The organism is Nocardia cyriacigeorgica, assembly GCF_005863245.1.
In the GTDB taxonomy this organism is placed as follows: Bacteria; Actinomycetota; Actinomycetes; order Mycobacteriales; family Mycobacteriaceae; genus Nocardia; species Nocardia cyriacigeorgica_C.
This window is the reverse complement of record NZ_VBUT01000010.1, coordinates 213,703-233,288: the sequence shown is the minus strand read 5'-3', so window position 1 is coordinate 233,288 and position 19,586 is coordinate 213,703. Positions and strand designations below refer to the sequence as shown.

Genomic DNA, 19,586 nt, shown 5'->3' with positions numbered 1-19,586 from the left:
GATCACCAATCTAGCGTTTCGAACATCTATCCTCTGCGCGGCGGTGTTGCGCCGATAAGCTCGGCAAGGTGACCGAGCCGAAGTCAGGTTCCGCGGGATCGACGCCGGAGACGGCGGCACAGCGGGAGGGGAGAGCGTCGGCGGCGGCCGACGCGGTGCATCCGATCGTGCGGGTGAGCGCGGAGTGGGCGTGGCGATTACTCGTCATCTTCGCGCTGGTCGCCGTGCTGGCCATGGTGGTGCAGCGATTGGCGACGGTGGTGATTCCGCTGGCCATCGCGCTGCTGGCGGCCGCGCTGCTGGCGCCGCTGGTGGACTGGATGCAACGGCTGGGGATCGCCCGTTGGGTCGGGGTGTTCGTGGTGCTGGTCGGCTCGCTCGGACTGGTCGCCGGGATTCTGACCTTCGTGGTGGAGCAGTTCGTCGAGGGCGTGCCGCAGCTGACCGATCAGTTCACCAACAGCATCAAAGAGGTGCAGGACTGGCTGATCAACGGGCCGATCCACCTCAGCGAAGACCAGATCCGCAGTGCCGGCGACACCGCGGTCAAGGCCATCCAGTCCAATCAGGACGAGCTGACCAGCGGGGCCCTCACCACCGCGACGGTGATCGGCCACATCCTCACCGGCACGTTCCTGACCCTGTTCATCCTCATCTTCTTCCTCTACAGCGGCGATCAGATCTGGCATTTCGTCACCCGGATCGTCCCGACGCCGCACCGCAGGCGCGTGCGCACCGCCGGTGAGCTGGGCTTCGGTTCGCTGGTCGGGTTCGTCCGGGCGACGGTCGCGGTGGCCGCGGTGGATGCCATCGGTATCGGCGCCGGCCTGGCGATTCTCGGGGTGCCGCTGGCACTGCCGCTGGCCTCGCTGGTGTTCGTCGGCGCGTTCATCCCGATCATCGGCGCGTTCCTGGCCGGGTTCGTCGCGGTGTTCATCGCGCTGGTGACCAAGGGCCTGGTGACGGCGCTGATCGTGCTCGGCATCATCATCGCGGTGATGCAGCTCGAGGGGCATGTGTTGCAGCCACTGCTGCTGGGGCGGGCGGTGAGCATCCATCCGCTGGCGGTGGTGCTGGCGATCACCGCGGGCGTGGTGCTCGGCGGGATCGCGGGCGGTCTGCTCGCGGTGCCGTTCGTCGCGGTGATGAACACCGCGATCCGGTCGCTGCTGGCCGAGGACCCGGAGGAGCTGTTCGAGGAGCTGCATACCGACGACGGCCGGTTGTATTCGGCGGCACCGGATGTGCCCGAGCCGGGGCGGTTCGATGTGGGGGCGATGCTGGCCGGGGCGCAGCGGAAGCTCGGCGCGGGGAAGGTAGGGGCCGACAAGGCGGGCAGTGCCGCAACCGAATCGACCGCGGCGAGATCTGGTGAGCCGGGCGGGGCCGGTGCCGAACGGGCGGGGACAGGCGAGTCTGTCGCGGGCGAACGTGGGGCGGATGAGCCAGGGGCGGCTGACCACGATGTCCGGCCGGACGAGCGCGGCGACGCTCGGCGCAAAGACACCGCCGATGACGCCGGGACCAGCGATGATGCGACCCCGGACGACTGAGCTGGACCCGGCCGACACCGCCACGGCGCCGCTGTGGCGGGCCGCGCAGGCCTTCCGGCTGGTGACGCTGCTGTACGCGGTGGGCCAGCAGGTCGCCTCGGTGCCGTACTACCACAACCAGCGATTGAGCTGGGTGCTGATCGCGAGCATGGCGGTGTGGTCGGGCATCTCGGCCATCATGTTGTCGCAGTGGCATTTCCCCGAAGCGATCCGGCTGCGCGGCTGGGTGGTGCTCGGCGACCATGTGGTGGTGATCGCGCTGATGGCCTCGACCCGGCTGGTCGCCGACTACGACTGGTACCACGGCCATCAGACCCTGCCGACGACACTGTGGGCAACCAACGCCGTGATCTCGGCGGCGATCCTGCGCGGGCCCCTGTTCGGTGTGGGTTCGAGCATGCTCATCGCCGCCGCCAGCATCACCGTGCGCGACCAGTGGGGCCAGGATGTGTGGACCGATGCGACCGCGCCAGTGCTGGTGTCGGTCGGGCTGGCGCTCGGGCTCGCCGCCAATACCGCGCGCACCGCGCAACGCCAGCTCGAGCGGGCCGTGCGGTTGACGGCGGCGACCGAAGAACGCGAACGACTCGCCCGCCAGGTGCACGACGGCGTGCTGCAAGTGCTCAGCTACATCAAACGCCGCGGCACCGAAATCGGCGGACCCACCGCCGAACTCGCGCAGCGGGCCGGCGAACAGGAAGTGGCGCTGCGGGTGCTCATCTCCGAGCAGGGTGCCCGCGTGGATGACGGTGGGGCGGAGGTCGATCTGCGGCCGCTGCTCACCGAACACGCCACGCCGAACGTCTTCGTGTCGACGCCGGGCGATCCGGTGCCGGTGGGGCGCTGGGCCGCCACCGAGATCGCGGCCGCCGTCGCCACCGCGCTGTCGAACGTCGGGCTGCACGCCGGGCCGGACGCGAAAGCCTATGTGCTGCTGGAAGACACCGGCGACGCGGTGATCGTCAGCGTGCGCGACGACGGCGTCGGCATCGCACCCGGACGGCTGGCCGAGGCCGAACGCGAAGGGCGGATGGGTGTTTCGCGCTCCATCGTCGGCCGGATCGAGGCGCTCGGCGGGACAGCGGAACTGCTGACCGAGGAGACCGGCGGCGTCGGCTTCGGCACCGAATGGGAATTCCGGGTGCCGCGTGGCTGAGCGAGAGGGAGGTATCCGATGAGCGAAGACGCGATCACCGTGATGGTGGTGGACGACCACCCGATGTGGCGCGACGGCGTCTCCCGCGACCTGACCGAATCCGGATTCGAGGTCGTGGCCACCGCCGACGGTGTGGGCGCCGCGACCAGACGGGCCGCCGCCGTGCGCCCCGCCGTGGTGCTGATGGATATGCAGCTACCCGACGGCAACGGCGCGCAGGCCACCGCCGAGGTGCTGCGGGTCTCGCCGGACAGCCGGGTGCTGGTGCTGTCGGCGTCGGCCGAACGTGACGATGTGCTCGACGCCATCAAGGCCGGCGCCACCGGGTACCTGGTCAAGAGCGCGTCCTCGGCGGAACTGCGCGACGCCGTGCGCGCCACCGCCGCAGGTCAAGCGGTGTTCACGCCCGGACTCGCCGGGCTGGTGCTCGGTGAGTACCGCCGCATCGCCACCGCACCCGCCGACCCGGCCACCCCGCCGCGGCCCGCGCTCACCGAACGCGAAACCGAGGTGCTGCGGATGGTGGCGAAGGGGTTGTCGGCCAAGCAGATCGCGTCCAGGCTCGGGTTATCGCATCGCACGGTGGAGAACCATGTGCAGGCGACGCTGCGGAAGTTGCAGCTGGCGAACCGGGTCGAGTTGACCAGGTACGCGATCGAGCAGGGGCTCGAGTAGGGCGGGATGCCGGGCGGCGAGCGCGGAGCCGGGGTTCTGATGCCGCGCTCGTACGACTTCCGGAGGATGCGGCGCCAAGCGGAATCGGGGATCGCCCCGATGCCGGAGCGGGCGCTTACTCGGTAACCTCGGACTCATGGGCGGCCCCGATTCGGTTTCATCAGGCATCGGCTCCGGCGGGCCGGTGGGCGATCGGGACCTACGGGTCTCCGACGCCGAACGGGAACACGTGGGTGAGCTGCTGCAACGCGCCGTCGGGCTGGGGATGCTGTCGCTGGGGGAGTTCACCGAGCGGATGGACACCGCCCTGGCCGCCAAGACCCGCGGCGAACTGAACTCCGTGCTCATCGACCTGCCCGGCGTCCGGCTGGTCGGGCAGCCCGCCGCACCGTCGACCGCCTTCGTGAACGCGCCACGCCCGCTGAGCGAACCGCCGGCGCCGCACCTGGCCGCGATGCCGCACCTGGCCCCGATGTCACCACATCCGGGAAACGTCATCCGCAGCCGGTTCTCCACCCTCAGCCGACGCGGTCCCTGGCAGGTGGCGCCCGCGCTGCACGCCAACAACATTTTCTCCTCGGTGACCCTGGACTTCACCGAGGCGATCATGACCACCCAGGTGGTGGAGCTGCACGTCGACGACTACTTCACCGGGCTCACCCTGATCGTCCCCAGCGAGGCCACCGTCGACCTCAACGGCCTCGACCTGGTGGGCTCGACCGCCAACAACAAGGTCCGCACCGGCCCACCCATCGGCCGCCTGCACCTGATCGTGCACGGCCGCACCCGCTTCGGCACCGTCACCGCCAAGCACCCGTTCATGTCGAACTGGCGCAAGCTCATGGGGTTCTGATGGCCGCTTCGACTGGTCCCGGATCACCCTGCCGGGAGCCGCGCCGCATCAGGTCGGCTTCGCCGGGCGAGGAGCCGGCGAGCGGGACCGCAGTCCGGCCGCGCCGGTTCGTCTCGAGGGAAGAATTCGCGGAGGGTACCGCCGGGGCGCCGATACTCGCCGCGGAGCAGGTTCGGGCTGACCTGGACGCTATCGCCCACAGCGAATTAGGCAGCCCGTACGACCGATGAGAATGGACGCCGCTCCCGCCGCGCGTCCAGCCGACTGGGCCGACCCCCGTTGCGGGCTCTGGAACCGACGCCGAGCCGCTGCCCGAGCTGAACCGGGTATGGGTTCTCGCTGTCTACTGGCGACGCCAACCGCCCGCGGTAGCCCGTGTACCTGCGGATTCGGGTAGATATTCGCCGGTCGCCGGGTGTTTCTACTCATGTGTGCCGCGCGTGCGGGAACGAGCATTTCAAGTATGGGTACAGCTATTGATCCGGTGCTGATCTCGCGGTTGTCGGGAGAGTTCGAGACGCTCGGCAACCAGATGTGGGCGTTGGGGCGCGACCTGGAGCTCTTGCGATGCCAGGTCGCCGTGGAGCGAGCAGGACGACCGGGCGGGGAGCCGTCGCCGGGCCCGTCCGCCGGGGCGAGCGCGGCGATCGCCGGCTCGGCGCGCACCGGCCCAGCGGAGGCCGGCGCGGCCGGCGCACCTGGATCCGCGTCGGGCGCTGCGAGTCCGGGTGAACCGGCCCGCGCCGCGGGGAAGGCCGAGGTGCGGGACGGCGATGCGGCAACCGAGGCATCGCGCGGTGCGGCGGTCGCAGCAGAGCGCGTTGACGCGAGCACAACCACCGCCGCCGTGCCGCAGGCCGATGAACCAGAGCGCTCAACGGGCAACGCCACGCCCGGGGCGTACGGGCCGGGTGGCCAGTACGCCCAGCCGGGTGGCCAGTACGCGCGACCGGGTGGCGGGTACGCGCAGCCAGGTAGCCGATACGCGCAGCCAGGTGGCTCGTACGGGCAGACAGGTGGCAACTACGCGCAGCCGGGCTGGGCTCCGCAGGGCGGCGTTCCGTATGGGGTCCCGCGGGGTGGCCGGGGGTGGGGTGCGCCGGCGGGGGCGTGGCGGCCTCCGGAGCGGCCGAAGCGGACGCCGTGGTGGCAGCAGGAGGGCGTGATCAGCCGGGTGCTTGCGGTGGCCGGGGTCGCGGTGACGTTGATCGGGGTGGTGATGCTGCTGGTGCTGGCGGCGCAGGCCGGGTTCTTCGGGCCGGTGCCTCGGGTGGTGAGCGGTGTGGCGTTCTCGGCGGCGCTGGTGGGCGCGGGGGTACGGGTGTTCGGGCGCAGTGGTGGGCAGGTCGGGGGAATCGCCTTGGCGGCCACCGGTATTGCGGGTGGTTACCTGAATGTAGTCGGCGTTACCACGGTGTACGGGTGGTTGCCGCCGGTGGTGGGGCTGGCGCTGGCCTCGGCTGTCGCGGCGGCGGGGGTGTGGCTGGCGATGCGGTGGAATTCGCAGACGCTGGCCGTGCTGGTGGTGGCGGGGGCGGCGGTGCTGTCGCCGGTGGTCACGGTGGAACTGGCGCTGCTGGGGTTCCTGATCGTTCTGCAAACTGCCTGCGTGCCGGTGCAATTGGCGCGCAACTGGCCGGTCCTGCACGTCATCCGCACGGCGCCCGCGGTGCTCGCAACACTGGCCGCGATTGCCGTGGCCACCTTCGACAACCCCGAGCGGGCGCGGTTGTACTGGCTGCTCACCGCCGCGGTGGCGATCGCGGCCGTCGGGTTGGTCGGTGCGGTGCTGGCGGTGCGCAAACGGTCCGGCGATATCACCGCCACGATCACCCTCGCGATGGCGGCCACGCCGCTGCTGGCCGCGCCGGTGATGTTCGAGCGCCGCACCTCGGTGCTCGTTGCCGCGCTCTTCGCCGCGGTTCTGCTGGCCGTCGCGGCAACGGCGGTCGTGCCGAAGCAGCGTGTGCACCAGTTCATTCCGCCGCACACCGCGATCACCGCGGCCGTCGCCGGCTCGTTCGCGCTGCTCGAGGCGTGCATCGGGGTGACGAATGTGCAGACCCTCCCGATCGCGCTGTTCCTGGTCACGCTCGGCTTCCTCGGTGTCGCCGGACAGCAGCGCAATGCGGTAGCCGCTGGGATCGGCGCGATGTTCGCGGTGCTCGGCGCGCTGGTTTTCCTCGACAGCGCGTCGCCGGAAACCCTTGCGGTGCAACGATTCGCCGAGGAGCAGCTGGGCATCTCGACGCTGCTCGCCGCGCTGCTGGCCCTCGCGGTCGTGGTGGTGGGCGTGTGGGCGGTACGCAGGCTGCCCGGAATCGACGGCGATGTCGCCGACGCGGTGCTCTGGGTGACCGGGAGCCTGGCCGGCTTGTACGCGGTGACGGCGGCGACGGTGTCGATCGGCGTGGCCTCGGGTGCCACCGATGGGTTCCTGATCGGGCACAGCGCCGCGACCATCGCCTGGATGGCCGCCGCCACCGCCGCCCTGCTCTACGGCCTGCGCAAGCTCTCCCGCTCACCGGCCGTGGCCAAACTGGCGCTCGGCTCCGGCCTGCTGGTGACCGCCGCCGCCCTGGCCAAACTGTTCCTGTTCGACCTGGCCACCCTCGACGGCCTGGTCCGCGTCGCCGCCTTCCTCATCGTCGGCGTGCTGCTCCTGCTGGCAGGTACCCGCTACGCCCGCGCCTTCGCCGACGCGGGCAACGAGAACTCGCCGACGCCGTAAACGGCGCGAGCGGAGAAACCCGGCGGAGATCCGCCGGGTTCTTTCGTCGGTGGGACGGCCCTATTCGCTGTCGCGCCGCCGCAGCAGCTCGTTGACGCTGACCGTGCGCCCATCGCCGGAGTGGTGGCGACCCTGGTCCGGCGGCGGGGTGCGGCGGCGCGAGGAGCGCAGTTCGGCCATCCAGTTCTCGATGCTGCTGCGGCTGTCGTCGCCGGGTTCGGGTTCGGGCGCCTGCGCCGAATCCGATGGCTGTGCGGGGACTTCCGTCGTTGCCGACTCGTCGGGTGCCGGCGCCGGACTCGCCGATGCACCCGGCGTGGAGACGCGTGGCAGTAGCGGACGCGGTGCCGCCTGCGGTTCCGGTGCAGGAGCCGGCGAAGGTGCCGGAGCGGCTTCGGTGGACGACCCGGAACCGGGCAGCGGAGGCAGCCGGTCGGGCGCGGGCTGCTCGGGCACCCGGAAGTACGCCGTCGCCGTCGCGTCATCCGGAGTCGGCTCTGCGCGGTGGGTGGGTGCGGAGTCGGTGGGGGCACGGTGTGGCGCCGGGTCGCCGTGGCGGGCAGGCGATTCGGCACCACCATGGCGGGGGCCGGGCTCACTCGCTGTGGCGCTGAACGGATCACGCTGCGGCCCAGACGTTTCCATCGCACCATTGCCGTGACCGACGGGTTCACCGAACGCCGCGAACGGCTGCTCCGGCGGGTGCGGACGCGGACGCGTCGGATCGGCGGGACCGAACTGGCCGCCGAAAGCGGATGAGCCCGCAGCGGATTCGCCCGAGTTGCCCGGACGCGATTCGGCCGAGTGGCCGGGACCCGTTCCGCCCGAGTGGCCCGCACTCGTTTCGGCTGAATGGCTGGGAGTGGGTTCGCTCGCGTGGCTCGGCGTGGAACCGATCGAACCGCCGATGACACCGGACTCCGACACCGGTGCGACCTCACCGGCCACCCCGGCATCGGGCGTGACCGTGCGCGGCGGCCGGACGCGTTCGGAACCGCGCGGTTGCGGGGAATCGGGCGTCGACCGCAAGGTCGATCCGCCGGTCTCGCCCGCACGAGGCTCCGGCTCCGGCGGCGTCGCGTGCGCCGCGCGCGGCCTGGTCGGATCCGGCGGCACCGGCATCGGAATGTGCTGCGTGGACGACGCCCCGCGCGGCCGGTTCGGTTCCGGCGGAAGGGCATCCAGGCGCTGGGTGGGCGCCTCGGCCTCGATCTCCTCCACCGTGCGCGGGCGCCGCGGCGTCTTACGCTGCTGGCTTTCCGGCATGGCGGGCATCTGCATCGTCACCGGATCGGTGATGGGGGTGGTCTTCACCAGGTCGACGACCTCGCCCTTGGTGGGCCGTTCGTCGTCGAGGATGGGTTCGCCGAGGCCGATCTTCTGCTGAATGCGCTTCATCCAGGCCGGCGCCCACCAGCAGTCGTCGCCGAGCAGCTTCATGGTGGCGGGCACCAGCAGCATGCGCAGGATGGTGGCGTCGATGAACAGCGCCGCGATCATGCCGTAGGCGATGTACTGCATCATCACCAGATCGGAGAACGCGAACGCACCGGTCACCACCAGCAGGATCAGCGCGGCCGCGGTGATGATGCGGCCGGTGTGCGCGGTACCGATGCGCACCGCCTCGGTGGTGGAGGCGCCCTGTGCGCGCGCTTCCACCATGCGAGATATCAGGAACACCTCGTAGTCGGTGGACAAGCCGTAGACCACCGCGATGATCAGCACCAGCACCGGCGACATGATCGGCTGCGGAGTGAAGTTCAGCAGATCGGCGCCGTGACCGTCGACGAAGATCCAGGTCAGGATGCCCAGCGTCGAACCGAGGCCGAGCGCGCTCATCAACGCCGCCTTGATCGGCAGCACCAGCGACCCGAAGGTCAAGAACATCAGCACCGTGGTCACGAACAGCACCAGCGCGATCATCAACGGCATGCGGTCGATCAGCGCGTCGATACTGTCCATGGTGAACGCGGGTTGCCCGCCGACCAGCAGCCGGACGTCGTCGGGAACCTCCATCGCCCGCAGGTATTCGATGGTGGGCCGGTAGTCCTCGGAGTCGATCAGCGTCGCCGTGGTGCGGTAGACGTCGGTCTGCTCGGTGGAGCGCGACGGCACCTCGAACTTGCCCGCCAGGCCCGGCGCCTCGCTGGCCTGCTTCCAGACCTTGCCGACCGAATTGCTGTTGTCGGAAACCATGATCAGCTGCACCGGATCGGATTTGCGCAGCGGGAAGATCTCGTCGAAGTTCTGCTGCGCCATCCTGGTCGGGTTGTCCGGCGGCAGATACCGTTCGTTGATGCCGCCGAACTGGAGGTTCTTCACCGGGATGATCAGCAACAGCAACAGGATGGTGATCGGGATGGCGATCTTGAGCGGATGCTTCATCACCCAGCGGGTGGAGCGACCCCAGAAACCGTTCTCGACTTCTTCGGCCGTCTTGGTTTTGCGGAACCACTTGAGGCCGAACTTGTCCACCCGCGGACCGAGGATGCCGAGCATGGCGGGCAGCAGCGTGATCGAGGTCAGCGCGGCCAGCGAAACCGTGGCGATGGTGCCGTAGGCCACCGACTTCAGGAAGCCCTGCGGGAACAGCAGCATGCCGCCGAGGCTGGCGATGATCATGGTCGCGGAGAACACCACGGTGCGCCCGGCCGTCATCACCGAACGGCGGACGGCGGCCGGGGTGTCGTAGCCCTCGGCGAGTTCTTCGCGGAATCGGCTGACGATGAACAGGCCGTAGTCGATCGCGAGACCGAGGCCGATCATCGACACCACGTTGGAGACGAAGGAGTTGACGTCGGTGAAATTCGTCAACGCCATGACGATGCCGTTGGCGCCGATCACCGTCAGGCCGCCGACGATCAACGGCAGCGCTGCGGCCACCACACCGCCGAAGATGAAGAACAGCAGGATCGCCACGGCCGGAATGGCCAGGACCTCCATGCGTTTGGAGTCGCTGGCGATGGTGTCGTTGAGAGTGCCGGCGACCGCTTGCAGGCCCGCGACCTGCACGTCGACGCCGTCGATATAGAAGACGTCCTTCACCGCACGGAAGTTGCGCACCATCTCGGTGTCGTTGTCGCCGACGATGGCGATGGAGGCGAAGGTGTGCTTGCCGTCCTTGGAACCGAACAGACTCGGTTGCGCCGGACCGGTTTCGGTGGCCCAGTAGGCGCCGTTGATCTTGGCGATCTGCTCGGGATGTTCACGCGGCAGCCGGTTCAGGCTGTCGATGATCTTGCTGCTGAACTCCGGGTCCTGGATGGTCCTGCCCTCGGGCGCGGTGTACAGCACGATCACGTCGCTGGTGTGATCGCGGCCATAGGCCGAGTCGGAAATCCGCGCCGCCTCGGCCGATTCCGAGGTCGGGTCGTCCCATCCGCTGTTGCTCAAATGGTCGCCGAGTCCGAGACCGTAGCCGCCGAGAGCCAGCAGTGCGGCCACGACGACGCCGATGACGGCGAAACGTAGTCGGTAGACCAGATCGCCCCAGCGGGTGAACACTAAGCGACTCCTTGTGCGGGGCGAGAGGTGAGCAGCGCCGACAGCGGCCGGAACGGCTGCAGCCAGGCACCCTCGTCGGGCAGCGAGTCGAGGCTAACCCGTGGCAGCGGTTCACGGAACACGCCGGGAATGTCCTCGAGATCGACGAACTCGAGGGTATCGGATGTGACCGCCCAGCTCGCGTGCTCGCGGAAGCCCAGTACCTGGACGGGCACACCGTCGGCGGCGATCTGCTCGAGCGGCTCACGGAAGGCCTGCCCGTCGGCGGAGGCGACCATGATGCCCGCCAGGCCGGCGCCGCGGCGGCGCATGGCGATATGGGCGAGCATGTCGGCGTCGACATCGGAATCTTCGTCGATCTTGGGTTTGGCGAAGACGGCGTAACCGACGTTGCGCAGCGCCTCCACCCACGGCCGCACCACATCGGCGGTGCCGGGCGCGATATTGGTGAACACCGTGGCCTCGGGTTCCACCCGCTGCCCGGCGCCGACCGACAGCTCCGCGGTGCGCGAAAGCAGCCAGCGGCCGAGGGCGTCGAAACGGGGACGGTAGGCGGCGGTCGGCCTGCCGCCGAGGATGGCGCCGAGTCCCATGTCCAGATTGGGGGCGTCCCAGACCAACAGCACTCGGCGGATATCGGCGGTGTCGGCGCCGCGCACCTCGCCGGCAACCTCGTCCGCGGCCGCTGCCATCTCACTGACGCTCATCATTCGATCTTCCCCCATATGAACTCGGTGATAGCGCTTCCGGCGCGATGGGCCTTGCCCTCGAACTTGGTGACCGGGCGCTCGAAACCGATCGGCGCGCTGTCGCGATGCTCGGCGCTGACCCCGCCGGTGGTCTCGTTCAGGCCGGTCAGCAGGGGTTCGGCGGCGCCGACCTCGGCGATGTGCTCGGCGTAACCCGCGTGATCGGTCGCGACGTGCAGCACACCGCCCGGCTTCAACCGGTTGGCGATGAGCGCGAACGTCGCCGGCTGCAACAGCCTGCGCTTGTGATGGCGGGCTTTGGGCCATGGGTCGGGGAAGAACACGCGCACGCCGGTCAGCGACTCTTCGGCAATCATGTTCTCCAGCACATCGACGGCATCGCCGCGCAGCAGCCGGATGTTCCGGATCTCCTCGCGCTCGATCGCCTGCACCAGCTGGGCCAGGCCGGGCTGGTAGACCTCGATGCCGATCAGGTTCAGATGCGGTTCGGCCTGCGCCATCGCTGCGGTCGCGGTGCCGGTACCGCAGCCGATCTCGATGACCAGCGGGGCCGAACGGCCGAACCAGGCGTCGGCGTCCAGCGGTTCGTCGGCCACCTCGCGACCGATCAGCGGCCAGGTGCGATCCCAGGATTTCTGCTGGTTGGGAGTGAGAGCGCCGCGCCGGGACCGGAAACTGGTCACCCGTGGATACAGGCGGGACCCGGTCTTGGACCGCCGGCCTGCCTCAGCCGGAGCCGATGCTGTGGACGGTGGGACCGGAACTGACTCGTCTGTATGGTTCGCGGCGTCGTTCACACGTCCATTGTCCAGCATCGGGTGTTCTACGGCGCAGGCGACCGCGTGGTTACCGGGCCGCGCGGGCGGTAAACGGGCATTGACCGGCCCTTGACCGGGTCAGGCTGAATCGACCTGGCCTGACCCGGAGGGCCTGCGTGGTGACGCTGCGCTACCGCCTCCGGCCCTTGACCGGATCAGGCTGTATTGCCTTGGCCTGACCCGGAGGGCCTGCGTGGTGACGCTGCGCTACCGCCTCCGGCCCTTGACCGGATCAGGCCGCTTTCGCCTGTTCGACCTCGGTGACCGGCGGCTCGGGTGCGCGCAGCGGACGTCCGAGCGCGACCAGCACCGCCGTGCGCGCCATCTCCAGCAGTCCGCGCACGCCCACCGGCGAGGCGAGCACCGACCAGACCGTGCTGTCGCGCGCCTCGGTGACCGGCTTGCCCGCGAGCCGGGCGTCGAGCCAGTCGAGGGTGATCGGGGTGGCCAGCGGCAGCAGCGAGAAATGCTCGCTGAGCCGGTCGCGCACATAGGTGACGTCGGCGCCGCCCTTGCGGTAGCGGTGCACCTGACCGTCGATGCCGTCCATGTGGATGACCTGGTCGTGCACCGGCTGCACCACCAGCACCGGGCATTTCGGCGCGGTATTGCCCAGCCGCAGGTCGTCGAGCATGGCCTGCATCTCCGGTGCGGCCAGGATCTCGTCGAGCGGACGCGGCAGGTAGTCGTCCATCTTCTTGTTGGCCAGGCCGAGCACGGCGGCGATGGTGGTGGACCGTTCGGCGCGCGCGACCAGCTCGAGCCCGTCCGGGGTGAGTTCGTTCTGGATGATCGCACCGAGCGCCGGATAGATCCGGCGCAGCGCCGCGATCACGATGGCGGGCAGGCCGGCGAAGTAGCCGCCGTTGAGCCGCTGGAAAACCTGACCGGGATCGCCGACGGGAGCGCCGAGCACCGCACCGGCGATATCGAGTTCGGGTGCGTAGGTCGGCGCCATCTCCACCAGCCAGGAACTGGCCATCCCGCCACCGGAATAGCCCCACGCCGCGATCCTGGTGTCCGGGCCGAGGCCGAGCGGGGCGAAGGCGAGCGCGGCGCGGATGCCGTCGAGGGCGCGGTAGCCGGGTTCGCGCGGCGCGCCGAAGTTGCCGCGCGGGCCCTCGTGGTCGGCGATGCTGACCGCCCAGCCACGCCGCAGCGCGTTCGCCACCAGCAGCCATTCCAACTGGGTGATCGACCCGAGCGCATGCGCCCCGCGGCGCAGGGCATAGGAGGGCGAACACCGTTCCGAGACCGCGTCCATCGCGGATTGAAAGGCCAGCAGCGGGCGGGATTCGGCCGGTTCGGCGCCGTGCGGCAACAGGACGGTGGTGACCGCGGCCTCGGGTGTGCCGTGCAGGTCGCAGCTGCGGTAGAGCAACTGCCAGGCCGAAACCTTCTGCGGTACCACGCCGAACAGCGCCACCTCGACCTCGCGGCTGCGCAGGATGGTGCCGGCGGGCTTGTCCGCGAATCCGGGCGGCGGGCGGTGGAACGGATCACGGCTCGGCAGCAGCGTCGTGTCCGTGGCGCCGATGGTCGTCGTGGGATCGGCACTCGGCCGGGTCGCCCTGTCGCGAGTCATCGCAACCTCCTCGTCGAGGCCCGATGCACGATCTCGGGCACTTCCAGCGGCGTCTCGCCGCCGCGCGGTCCGGCTCCGCGCGTGTGTCGCCCGCTCGTCGTGAACGAAAAGTCAAGCTACGCACCGACTGTGGTGCCGACCATCTGGTCAGGGTAAGTTACCCGGCATTCGCCGGGCCAGCCCCAGCGGATAGTACGGCACGGTGTGACGAAGCCCATTACGCTGCCTGGCATGGGTGGTCCGACGGTTTTCATCACTGGCGCTGCGGCGGGCATCGGCCGCGCCACGGCGCTGCTTTTCGCTGCCCAGGGCTATCACGTCGGCGCCTACGACGTCGACGAGGTCGGGCTGACGCGGCTCGCGGCCGATATCGGCCAGGCGGGCGGCAGTGTGCGCACCGGGCTGCTCGATGTGACAGACACCACAGCGTGGACCGAGCGGCTCGCCGAGTTCTGGGACGACGCCGGACGCCTGGACATCCTGATCAACAACGCGGGCATCCTGCGCGCCGGGCCGTTCGAATCGATCGACCTCGCCCAGCATCAGGCCATCGTCGATGTGAACCTCGGCGGCGTCATCAACGGCACCCATTCGGCATTCCGCTATTTGCGTGACACCCCCGGCGCCCAGGTGGTGAACCTCTGCTCGGCCTCGGCGATCTACGGCCAGCCCGAACTCGCCAGCTACGGCGCCACCAAATCCGCGGTCAAAGGCCTGACCGAGGCGCTCGACCTGGAATGGGCGCACCACGACATCCGGGTGATCGCGATCTGGCCGCTGTTCGTGGCCACCGCGATGGTCGACGGCGTCAACACCAAATCCACGCGCTCGCTCGGCGTCCGGCTGACCGCCGACGACGTCGCCAACGGCATCTGGTCGGCCACCAGGAAACAGGGCAGGCTGCCGCGGGTGCACTACGAGATCGGCGCGCAGGCGAAACTGCTCGCCACCGCGGCGAAATACGCGCCCAATTGGGCGGTGCGCACGGTGAACAAATACGTCAGCGGATCGTGAACCGGCCCGCACCGGCGCCCGCCCCGACTTCTGAGACAATGCCCGCAGAACTCGACAGGGGGGTGCGCACCGATGCCGAAAGCCGCCGGACCGGATGGAACCATGCTCGACCGACGTGAGCACACGCGTGAGCGCGATCAACTCGACGAACTGCTCGATGTCCTGCGCCAGGGCCAGGGCAACGACCCGCAGATCGGCTACCACGCCGGGCTCGCGGTAGAGCGCTGGCGGATGCCGCCGCGCATCCAGGTCACCGGCCGTGCGCACACCGGCCGCACCACCGTGCTGCACGCGCTGGCGCTGATGTCGGCGGTGGAGACCGGCCCGGTGGACGAACCCGGCCTGCCCGATCCGGTGCTCGACGGCGACATCATCGTCTACGTGCTCGCCGCCGCACCCGGCCCGGCCGATCTGCGCATCATCGGTTCGCTGCCGCCGGACCGCACCATCGTCGTGCTCAACAAGGCCGACGCGGTGGGCGCCCGGTGGGCCGACGCCGTCATCGCCGCCGAACAGTACGGGCGCGAGCTCGGCCGTCAGGTGCTGCCCGTCGTCGCCTCGCTGGCGGTGCGGACCAGGGCCGGAGCGGTCACCGAGGCCGATCTGGCGACGTTGCGCAGGCATGCGGGCAACACCGATCCGGCCTTCACGCTCTCGCCGGACCTGTTCACCTCGCCCGGCGCGGGCCCCGATGTCGCCGAGCGGACCCAGTTGTTGCAGCGCTGGGACCTGTACGGGGTGAACTGCGCGCTCACCGTGGTCCGGAACCAGCCGGAGATCACCGGCCAGGCGTTGTTGCAGGTCCTGCACGCCGCGAGTGCGGTGGACCCGCTGCACAAGCTGCTGCACCGCCGCTACGAGCAGGTCTCGGCCCAGCGCGGCGGCGAGCTGCTCGACGAACTCACCCGGCTGGCCGCGCGCGCCGTTCCCGGTGACGGCGGCCGCGCCCGTGACGTGCTCGAGGACTACCTCTACGGCGACGACGCCCTGTGGACCGGGCTGTGCGCCGGCCTGGCGCATCCGTCGGTCGCGCACTTGGCCGCGGGCTATCCCTCGCCCGCGCCTGCCGACGCCGACGACGCCCTCGACCGGGCCGCGCGCTGGCGTTCGCTGGTCTCCAGCGATATGCCGCCGGCCGCTCGCCGCGCCGCGGTGCGGGTGCACAACGGCTACGTCCGGCTATGGGAGCGAATGAGCAGTGCCGGTCTCTGATCCCCCGGAACACCCCTCGCGCACCGATTCCGCCGCCTCCGTCGCCGCGCTACCCGCGGAGCTGGAAGCGGTGGTGCAGCGATGGAATCCGCAGGGGATGGCGTTGCTGCGCGCCGTCAGCGGTAACGGCAACGCCTCCGGTGTGGTGCTGATCGGCCCCGATGACGCCAACACCACACTGTTGCGAACCGAACTGGCCCGCTTCGAACCACACGTCGACCTCACCGATCCCGTCGCCGACGCCCGCGCCGCCGTCGAAACCACCTCACCATCGGGCGAAGCGCCCGCCGCGGTGGCGCTGATCCTGCTCGACGCGGGCACCACCCTCGGCGCCGGTGTGCTCGACATGGTGCGCGGGCTGCGCGCCGGCGGCACCAGGGTGCTGCTGGCCATGAACGGCATCCACGCCCACCAGGATTGGCGCGCGGTGCGCGAACGCGATCTGGCGCTGCTGGCCGGGCAGGGCATCACCGATATCGATATCGTCCCGGTCTCCGCCCGGCTCGCGGTGGCCGCGCGATCCTCCGGCGATACCGCTCTGCTGGACCGCTCCGGGCTCGCCGCTCTGCACGCCGAGCTCACCGCGGCCACCCTCGGCGCCGCCGACGACGGTGCGGACCGGCTGGCCGCCGTGCGCACCCGGGTCCTCACCGATACCAGGGCCCGCATCGTCGAACAGGTCGCCTCGCTGCGCGCGGGCACCGCGGCAATGCGGCTGCGCGAGGAACGCGCCACCCTGCTCGCCGGGCGCGACGGCGGCCGGGCCGCGGCCATGTCCACGCTGCGCAGCCAGCTGCATCTGGCCCGGCTGGATCTGATGACCGAGGTCGGCGCCCGGGTGCGGGCCCTGCACACCGCGGCGCGCGCCGAACTCGACCGGCTCGGCCGCGGCAGCATCGGCGACTATCCGGATCGGCTGCAACAGGCGGTGACCGAACTGGCAGGCGCCGTCGACGTCGATATCGAACACCGGCTGGCCGAACTGGCCGCCCGCGTCGGCGGCCCCGACCCGGGCCCGGTGCGCCGCGATCCGCCGCCGCGCGTCGGCCCGGATCCCGAGCCGCGGCAGCGGGGTGTCGAAGATCACCTCATGATCGCGCTCGGCGCGTCGGCGGGTGTCGGCCTCGGCCGGCTGGTGGTCTCGCCGTTCAGTCTGGTGCCCGCGCTCGACGTGGCGACCGTTCCGGTGACGCTGTTGCTCGGCGCGGGCGTGGCCGCCTGGGTGGTGCGGGCGCGCGCCCAGCTCGCCGACCGCAATCACCTCCGGCAGTGGGTCGCCGACGCCCTCGTCAATGTAAAAGCCCAGCTCGAGCAGCGTGTCGGCACGGCGATGGTGGAGGCCGAAGGGCAGTTGTCTGAGCGGGTGGTGCGGGCGAGCACCGAACGGATGGTCGAGATCGACCGCAAGGCGGCCGAACTGGAGGCCCGGCTGCGCCGCTATATCGCCGAACAACCCGGTCAGCTCGCGGCCTGTGAACGCGATATCGAGAGCATCGATCACTGGATGGCGTCGGCCGGACGTGGGACGAATGATCGGCACTGATCGGGGGTACCTATGAGGAACCCGATTCCGTACGGTTCGTCATATCGCGTTAACCTCTAGACAGGAACCTGGGCGTCCGCTTCGCCCTGTGCGCTGTCCAGCCGGCCGGCGTGATCGACGGGCCGTAGCGGGTGCCATCCAGCCAATGGTGGCGCTCGGTGGTTCGGGGCTGGTCACGCGCCGATTGGGCCAGGATCGAAACACCGCAGAACCGCCCATCTCAGGAGAGTTTTCATGACCTCAGCGACCATTCCTGGTCTTCGTGGATCCGACGGCAAAGCGCCGACCGAACACAGCGAACTGCTCACCTGGGTACAGGAAGTCGCCGAACTGACTCAGCCTGATCGGGTGGTCTGGGCCGACGGTTCCGACGCCGAATGGGATCGTCTGACGACCCAGCTGGTCGAGGCGGGCACCTTCAAGCGCCTGGACGAGAAGAAGAAGCCCAACTCCTTCCTCGCCCTGTCCGACCCGTCCGACGTCGCGCGCGTCGAATCGCGCACCTACATCTGTTCCAAGACCGAGGCCGACGCGGGCCCGACCAACAACTGGGTCGACCCCACCGAGATGCGCGCCACCATGACCGAGCTGTACCGCGGCTCGATGAAGGGCCGCACCATGTACGTGGTGCCGTTCTGCATGGGCCCGCTCGGTGCCGAGGACCCCAAGCTGGGTGTGGAGATCACCGACTCGGAGTACGTCGTCGTCTCCATGCGCGTGATGACCCGTATGGGCGCCGCCGCGCTGGAGAAGCTCGGCACCGACCGCCCGTTCGTGAAGGCGCTGCACAGCGTCGGCGCGCCGCTGGCCGAGGGCCAGGAAGACGTGCCGTGGCCGTGCAACGACACCAAATACATCACCCACTTCCCCGAGGACCGCGAGATCTGGTCCTACGGCTCCGGCTACGGCGGCAACGCGCTGCTCGGCAAGAAGTGCTACTCGCTGCGCATCGCCTCGGCCATGGCGCACGACGAGGGCTGGCTGGCCGAGCACATGCTGATCCTCAAGCTGATCTCCCCGGAGAACAAGGCCTACTACATCGCCGCCGCCTTCCCCAGCGCCTGCGGTAAGACCAACCTCGCGATGATCCAGCCGACCATCCCCGGCTGGCGCGCCGAGACCCTCGGCGACGACATCGCCTGGATGCGTTTCGGCAAGGACGGCCGCCTCTACGCGGTGAACCCGGAGTTCGGATTCTTCGGCGTCGCGCCCGGCACCAACCACAGCTCCAACCCCAACGCCATGGCCACCATGGACGCGGGCAACACCGTCTACACCAACGTCGCGCTGACCGACGACAACGACGTGTGGTGGGAAGGCCTGGAGGGCGAGCCCGATCACCTGATCGACTGGAAGGGCAACGACTGGTACCTGCGGGAGACCGAAACCCTCGCCGCCCACCCGAACTCGCGCTACTGCACCCCGATGTCGCAGTGCCCGATCCTGGCCCCCGAATGGGACGACCCGCAGGGTGTGCCGATCTCGGCGATCCTGTTCGGCGGCCGCCGCAAGACCACCGTCCCGCTGGTGACCGAGTCCTTCGACTGGCAGCACGGCGTTTTCATGGGCGCCACCCTGTCCTCGGAGCAGACCGCCGCCGCCGAGGGCAAGGTCGGCACCGTGCGCCGCGACCCGATGGCGATGCTGCCGTTCATGGGCTACCACGTCGGTGACTACCTGAACCACTGGATCAACGTCGGCAAGAACGCCGATGCGGCCAAGCTGCCGAAGATCTTCTACGTCAACTGGTTCCGCCGCGGCGACGACGGCCGGTTCCTGTGGCCCGGATTCGGCGAGAACTCCCGCGTGCTGGAGTGGATCGTCGACCGGATCGAGGGCAAGGCCGAGGCCGAGACCACCCCGATCGGCAACGTCCCCACCGCCGCCCAGATGGACCTGGAGGGCCTCGACGTCGACCCCGCCGACGTCGACGAGGCGCTGAAGGTCGACGCCGAGGAATGGAAGAAGGAGATCCCGCTCATCGAAGAGTGGTTCGAATTCATCGGCGACAAGCTGCCGTCCGGGGTGCGCGACGAATTCGAAGCCCTGAAGCAGCGCTTGGGTTAGTCACACCGCGTATTTCGATACCGTCCGCATCCTCATCGGGTGCGGGCGGTATTGATTTTCCCGCTCGGCCTGCGGTTTCGGCGCGACGCGCCACGGGTACCTGTCCGTTGTGCCGGGTTGAGCCTGTTGTGTGGCTTATGCTTTGGGTGTTCTTCCGTCTCACGA

13 protein-coding genes are annotated in these 19,586 nt (G+C 69.7%); 9 read left to right on the top strand and 4 right to left on the bottom strand.

The features are described from left to right. Positions 1–68 precede the first annotated feature (68 nt). The 5 genes from FEK34_RS24175 to FEK34_RS24155 all read left to right on the top strand — a co-directional run bounded on the left by FEK34_RS24175 (position 69) and on the right by FEK34_RS24155 (position 6,968). Positions 69–1,553 carry an AI-2E family transporter gene (locus FEK34_RS24175; RefSeq protein WP_432760983.1) on the top strand — a complete coding sequence of 495 codons (1,485 nt, stop codon included), beginning with the start codon at positions 69–71 and terminating at the stop codon, positions 1,551–1,553. After that, positions 1,534–2,709 (top strand): MacS family sensor histidine kinase, encoded by a 1,176-nt coding sequence (macS, locus tag FEK34_RS24170; protein WP_171048369.1) that lies wholly within the window; start codon positions 1,534–1,536, stop codon positions 2,707–2,709. Before FEK34_RS24175 ends, macS begins: the two co-directional genes overlap by 20 nt. 18 nt (positions 2,710–2,727) lie before the next feature. Next, on the top strand, positions 2,728–3,384 hold the full coding sequence (locus tag FEK34_RS24165; RefSeq protein WP_138451302.1) for a response regulator: 657 nt from the start codon (positions 2,728–2,730) through the stop codon (positions 3,382–3,384). 184 nt (positions 3,385–3,568) lie between these two features. Then, entirely contained in the window at positions 3,569–4,237 is a 669-nt protein-coding gene (locus FEK34_RS24160) for a DUF1707 SHOCT-like domain-containing protein (protein WP_138451416.1), read from the top strand. 463 nt (positions 4,238–4,700) lie between these two features. Beyond that, positions 4,701–6,968 carry a DUF2339 domain-containing protein gene (locus tag FEK34_RS24155; protein ID WP_249359548.1) on the top strand — a complete coding sequence of 756 codons (2,268 nt, stop codon included), beginning with the start codon at positions 4,701–4,703 and terminating at the stop codon, positions 6,966–6,968. 60 nt (positions 6,969–7,028) lie between these two features. On the opposite strand, the gene FEK34_RS24150 is transcribed toward FEK34_RS24155, so the two are convergent. The 4 genes from FEK34_RS24150 to FEK34_RS24135 form a co-directional block, all read right to left on the bottom strand. Continuing rightward, positions 7,029–10,472, bottom strand: coding sequence for an MMPL family transporter (locus tag FEK34_RS24150; protein WP_138451301.1), 3,444 nt, complete (start codon positions 10,470–10,472; stop codon positions 7,029–7,031). Next, positions 10,472–11,179, bottom strand: a complete 708-nt coding sequence (locus FEK34_RS24145) for an NYN domain-containing protein (protein ID WP_036541350.1) — start codon at positions 11,177–11,179, stop codon at positions 10,472–10,474. Before FEK34_RS24145 ends, FEK34_RS24150 begins: the two co-directional genes overlap by 1 nt. Further along, positions 11,179–11,997 carry a tRNA (guanosine(46)-N7)-methyltransferase TrmB gene (gene trmB / locus FEK34_RS24140; RefSeq protein ID WP_138451299.1) on the bottom strand — a complete coding sequence of 273 codons (819 nt, stop codon included), beginning with the start codon at positions 11,995–11,997 and terminating at the stop codon, positions 11,179–11,181. Before trmB ends, FEK34_RS24145 begins: the two co-directional genes overlap by 1 nt. Positions 11,998–12,232: 235 nt before the next feature. Further along, positions 12,233–13,585 (bottom strand): lipase family protein, encoded by a 1,353-nt coding sequence (locus FEK34_RS24135; RefSeq protein ID WP_138451297.1) that lies wholly within the window; start codon positions 13,583–13,585, stop codon positions 12,233–12,235. 231 nt (positions 13,586–13,816) lie between these two features. On the opposite strand from FEK34_RS24135, the gene FEK34_RS24130 reads away from it, so the two are divergent. The 4 genes from FEK34_RS24130 to FEK34_RS24115 all read left to right on the top strand — a co-directional run bounded on the left by FEK34_RS24130 (position 13,817) and on the right by FEK34_RS24115 (position 19,421). Further along, on the top strand, positions 13,817–14,599 hold the full coding sequence (locus tag FEK34_RS24130; protein ID WP_138451295.1) for an SDR family oxidoreductase: 783 nt from the start codon (positions 13,817–13,819) through the stop codon (positions 14,597–14,599). Positions 14,600–14,671: 72 nt separating this feature from the next. Beyond that, positions 14,672–15,811 carry a hypothetical protein gene (locus FEK34_RS24125; protein WP_171048360.1) on the top strand — a complete coding sequence of 380 codons (1,140 nt, stop codon included), beginning with the start codon at positions 14,672–14,674 and terminating at the stop codon, positions 15,809–15,811. Continuing rightward, entirely contained in the window at positions 15,798–17,354 is a 1,557-nt protein-coding gene (locus FEK34_RS24120) for a hypothetical protein (protein WP_138451293.1), read from the top strand. Before FEK34_RS24125 ends, FEK34_RS24120 begins: the two co-directional genes overlap by 14 nt. 234 nt (positions 17,355–17,588) lie before the next feature. Beyond that, a complete protein-coding gene (locus FEK34_RS24115; protein WP_138451291.1) occupies positions 17,589–19,421 on the top strand; it encodes a phosphoenolpyruvate carboxykinase (GTP) in 1,833 nt (610 codons plus the stop codon). Positions 19,422–19,586: the final 165 nt, after the last annotated feature.

Excerpts from the sequence above, each read along its gene's own strand:
- FEK34_RS24130 (WP_138451295.1), top strand. The coding sequence starts at position 13,817 with ATGGGTGGTCCGACGGTTTTCATCACTGGCGCTGCGGCGGGCATCGGC.
- trmB (WP_138451299.1), bottom strand. The coding sequence starts at position 11,997 with ATGCTGGACAATGGACGTGTGAACGACGCCGCGAACCATACAGACGAG.
- FEK34_RS24115 (WP_138451291.1), top strand. The coding sequence starts at position 17,589 with ATGACCTCAGCGACCATTCCTGGTCTTCGTGGATCCGACGGCAAAGCG.
- macS (WP_171048369.1), top strand. The coding sequence starts at position 1,534 with ATGCGACCCCGGACGACTGAGCTGGACCCGGCCGACACCGCCACGGCG.
- FEK34_RS24135 (WP_138451297.1), bottom strand. The coding sequence starts at position 13,585 with ATGACTCGCGACAGGGCGACCCGGCCGAGTGCCGATCCCACGACGACC.
- FEK34_RS24145 (WP_036541350.1), bottom strand. The coding sequence starts at position 11,179 with ATGAGCGTCAGTGAGATGGCAGCGGCCGCGGACGAGGTTGCCGGCGAG.
- FEK34_RS24165 (WP_138451302.1), top strand. The coding sequence starts at position 2,728 with ATGAGCGAAGACGCGATCACCGTGATGGTGGTGGACGACCACCCGATG.
- FEK34_RS24125 (WP_171048360.1), top strand. The coding sequence starts at position 14,672 with ATGCCGAAAGCCGCCGGACCGGATGGAACCATGCTCGACCGACGTGAG.
- FEK34_RS24155 (WP_249359548.1), top strand. The coding sequence starts at position 4,701 with ATGGGTACAGCTATTGATCCGGTGCTGATCTCGCGGTTGTCGGGAGAG.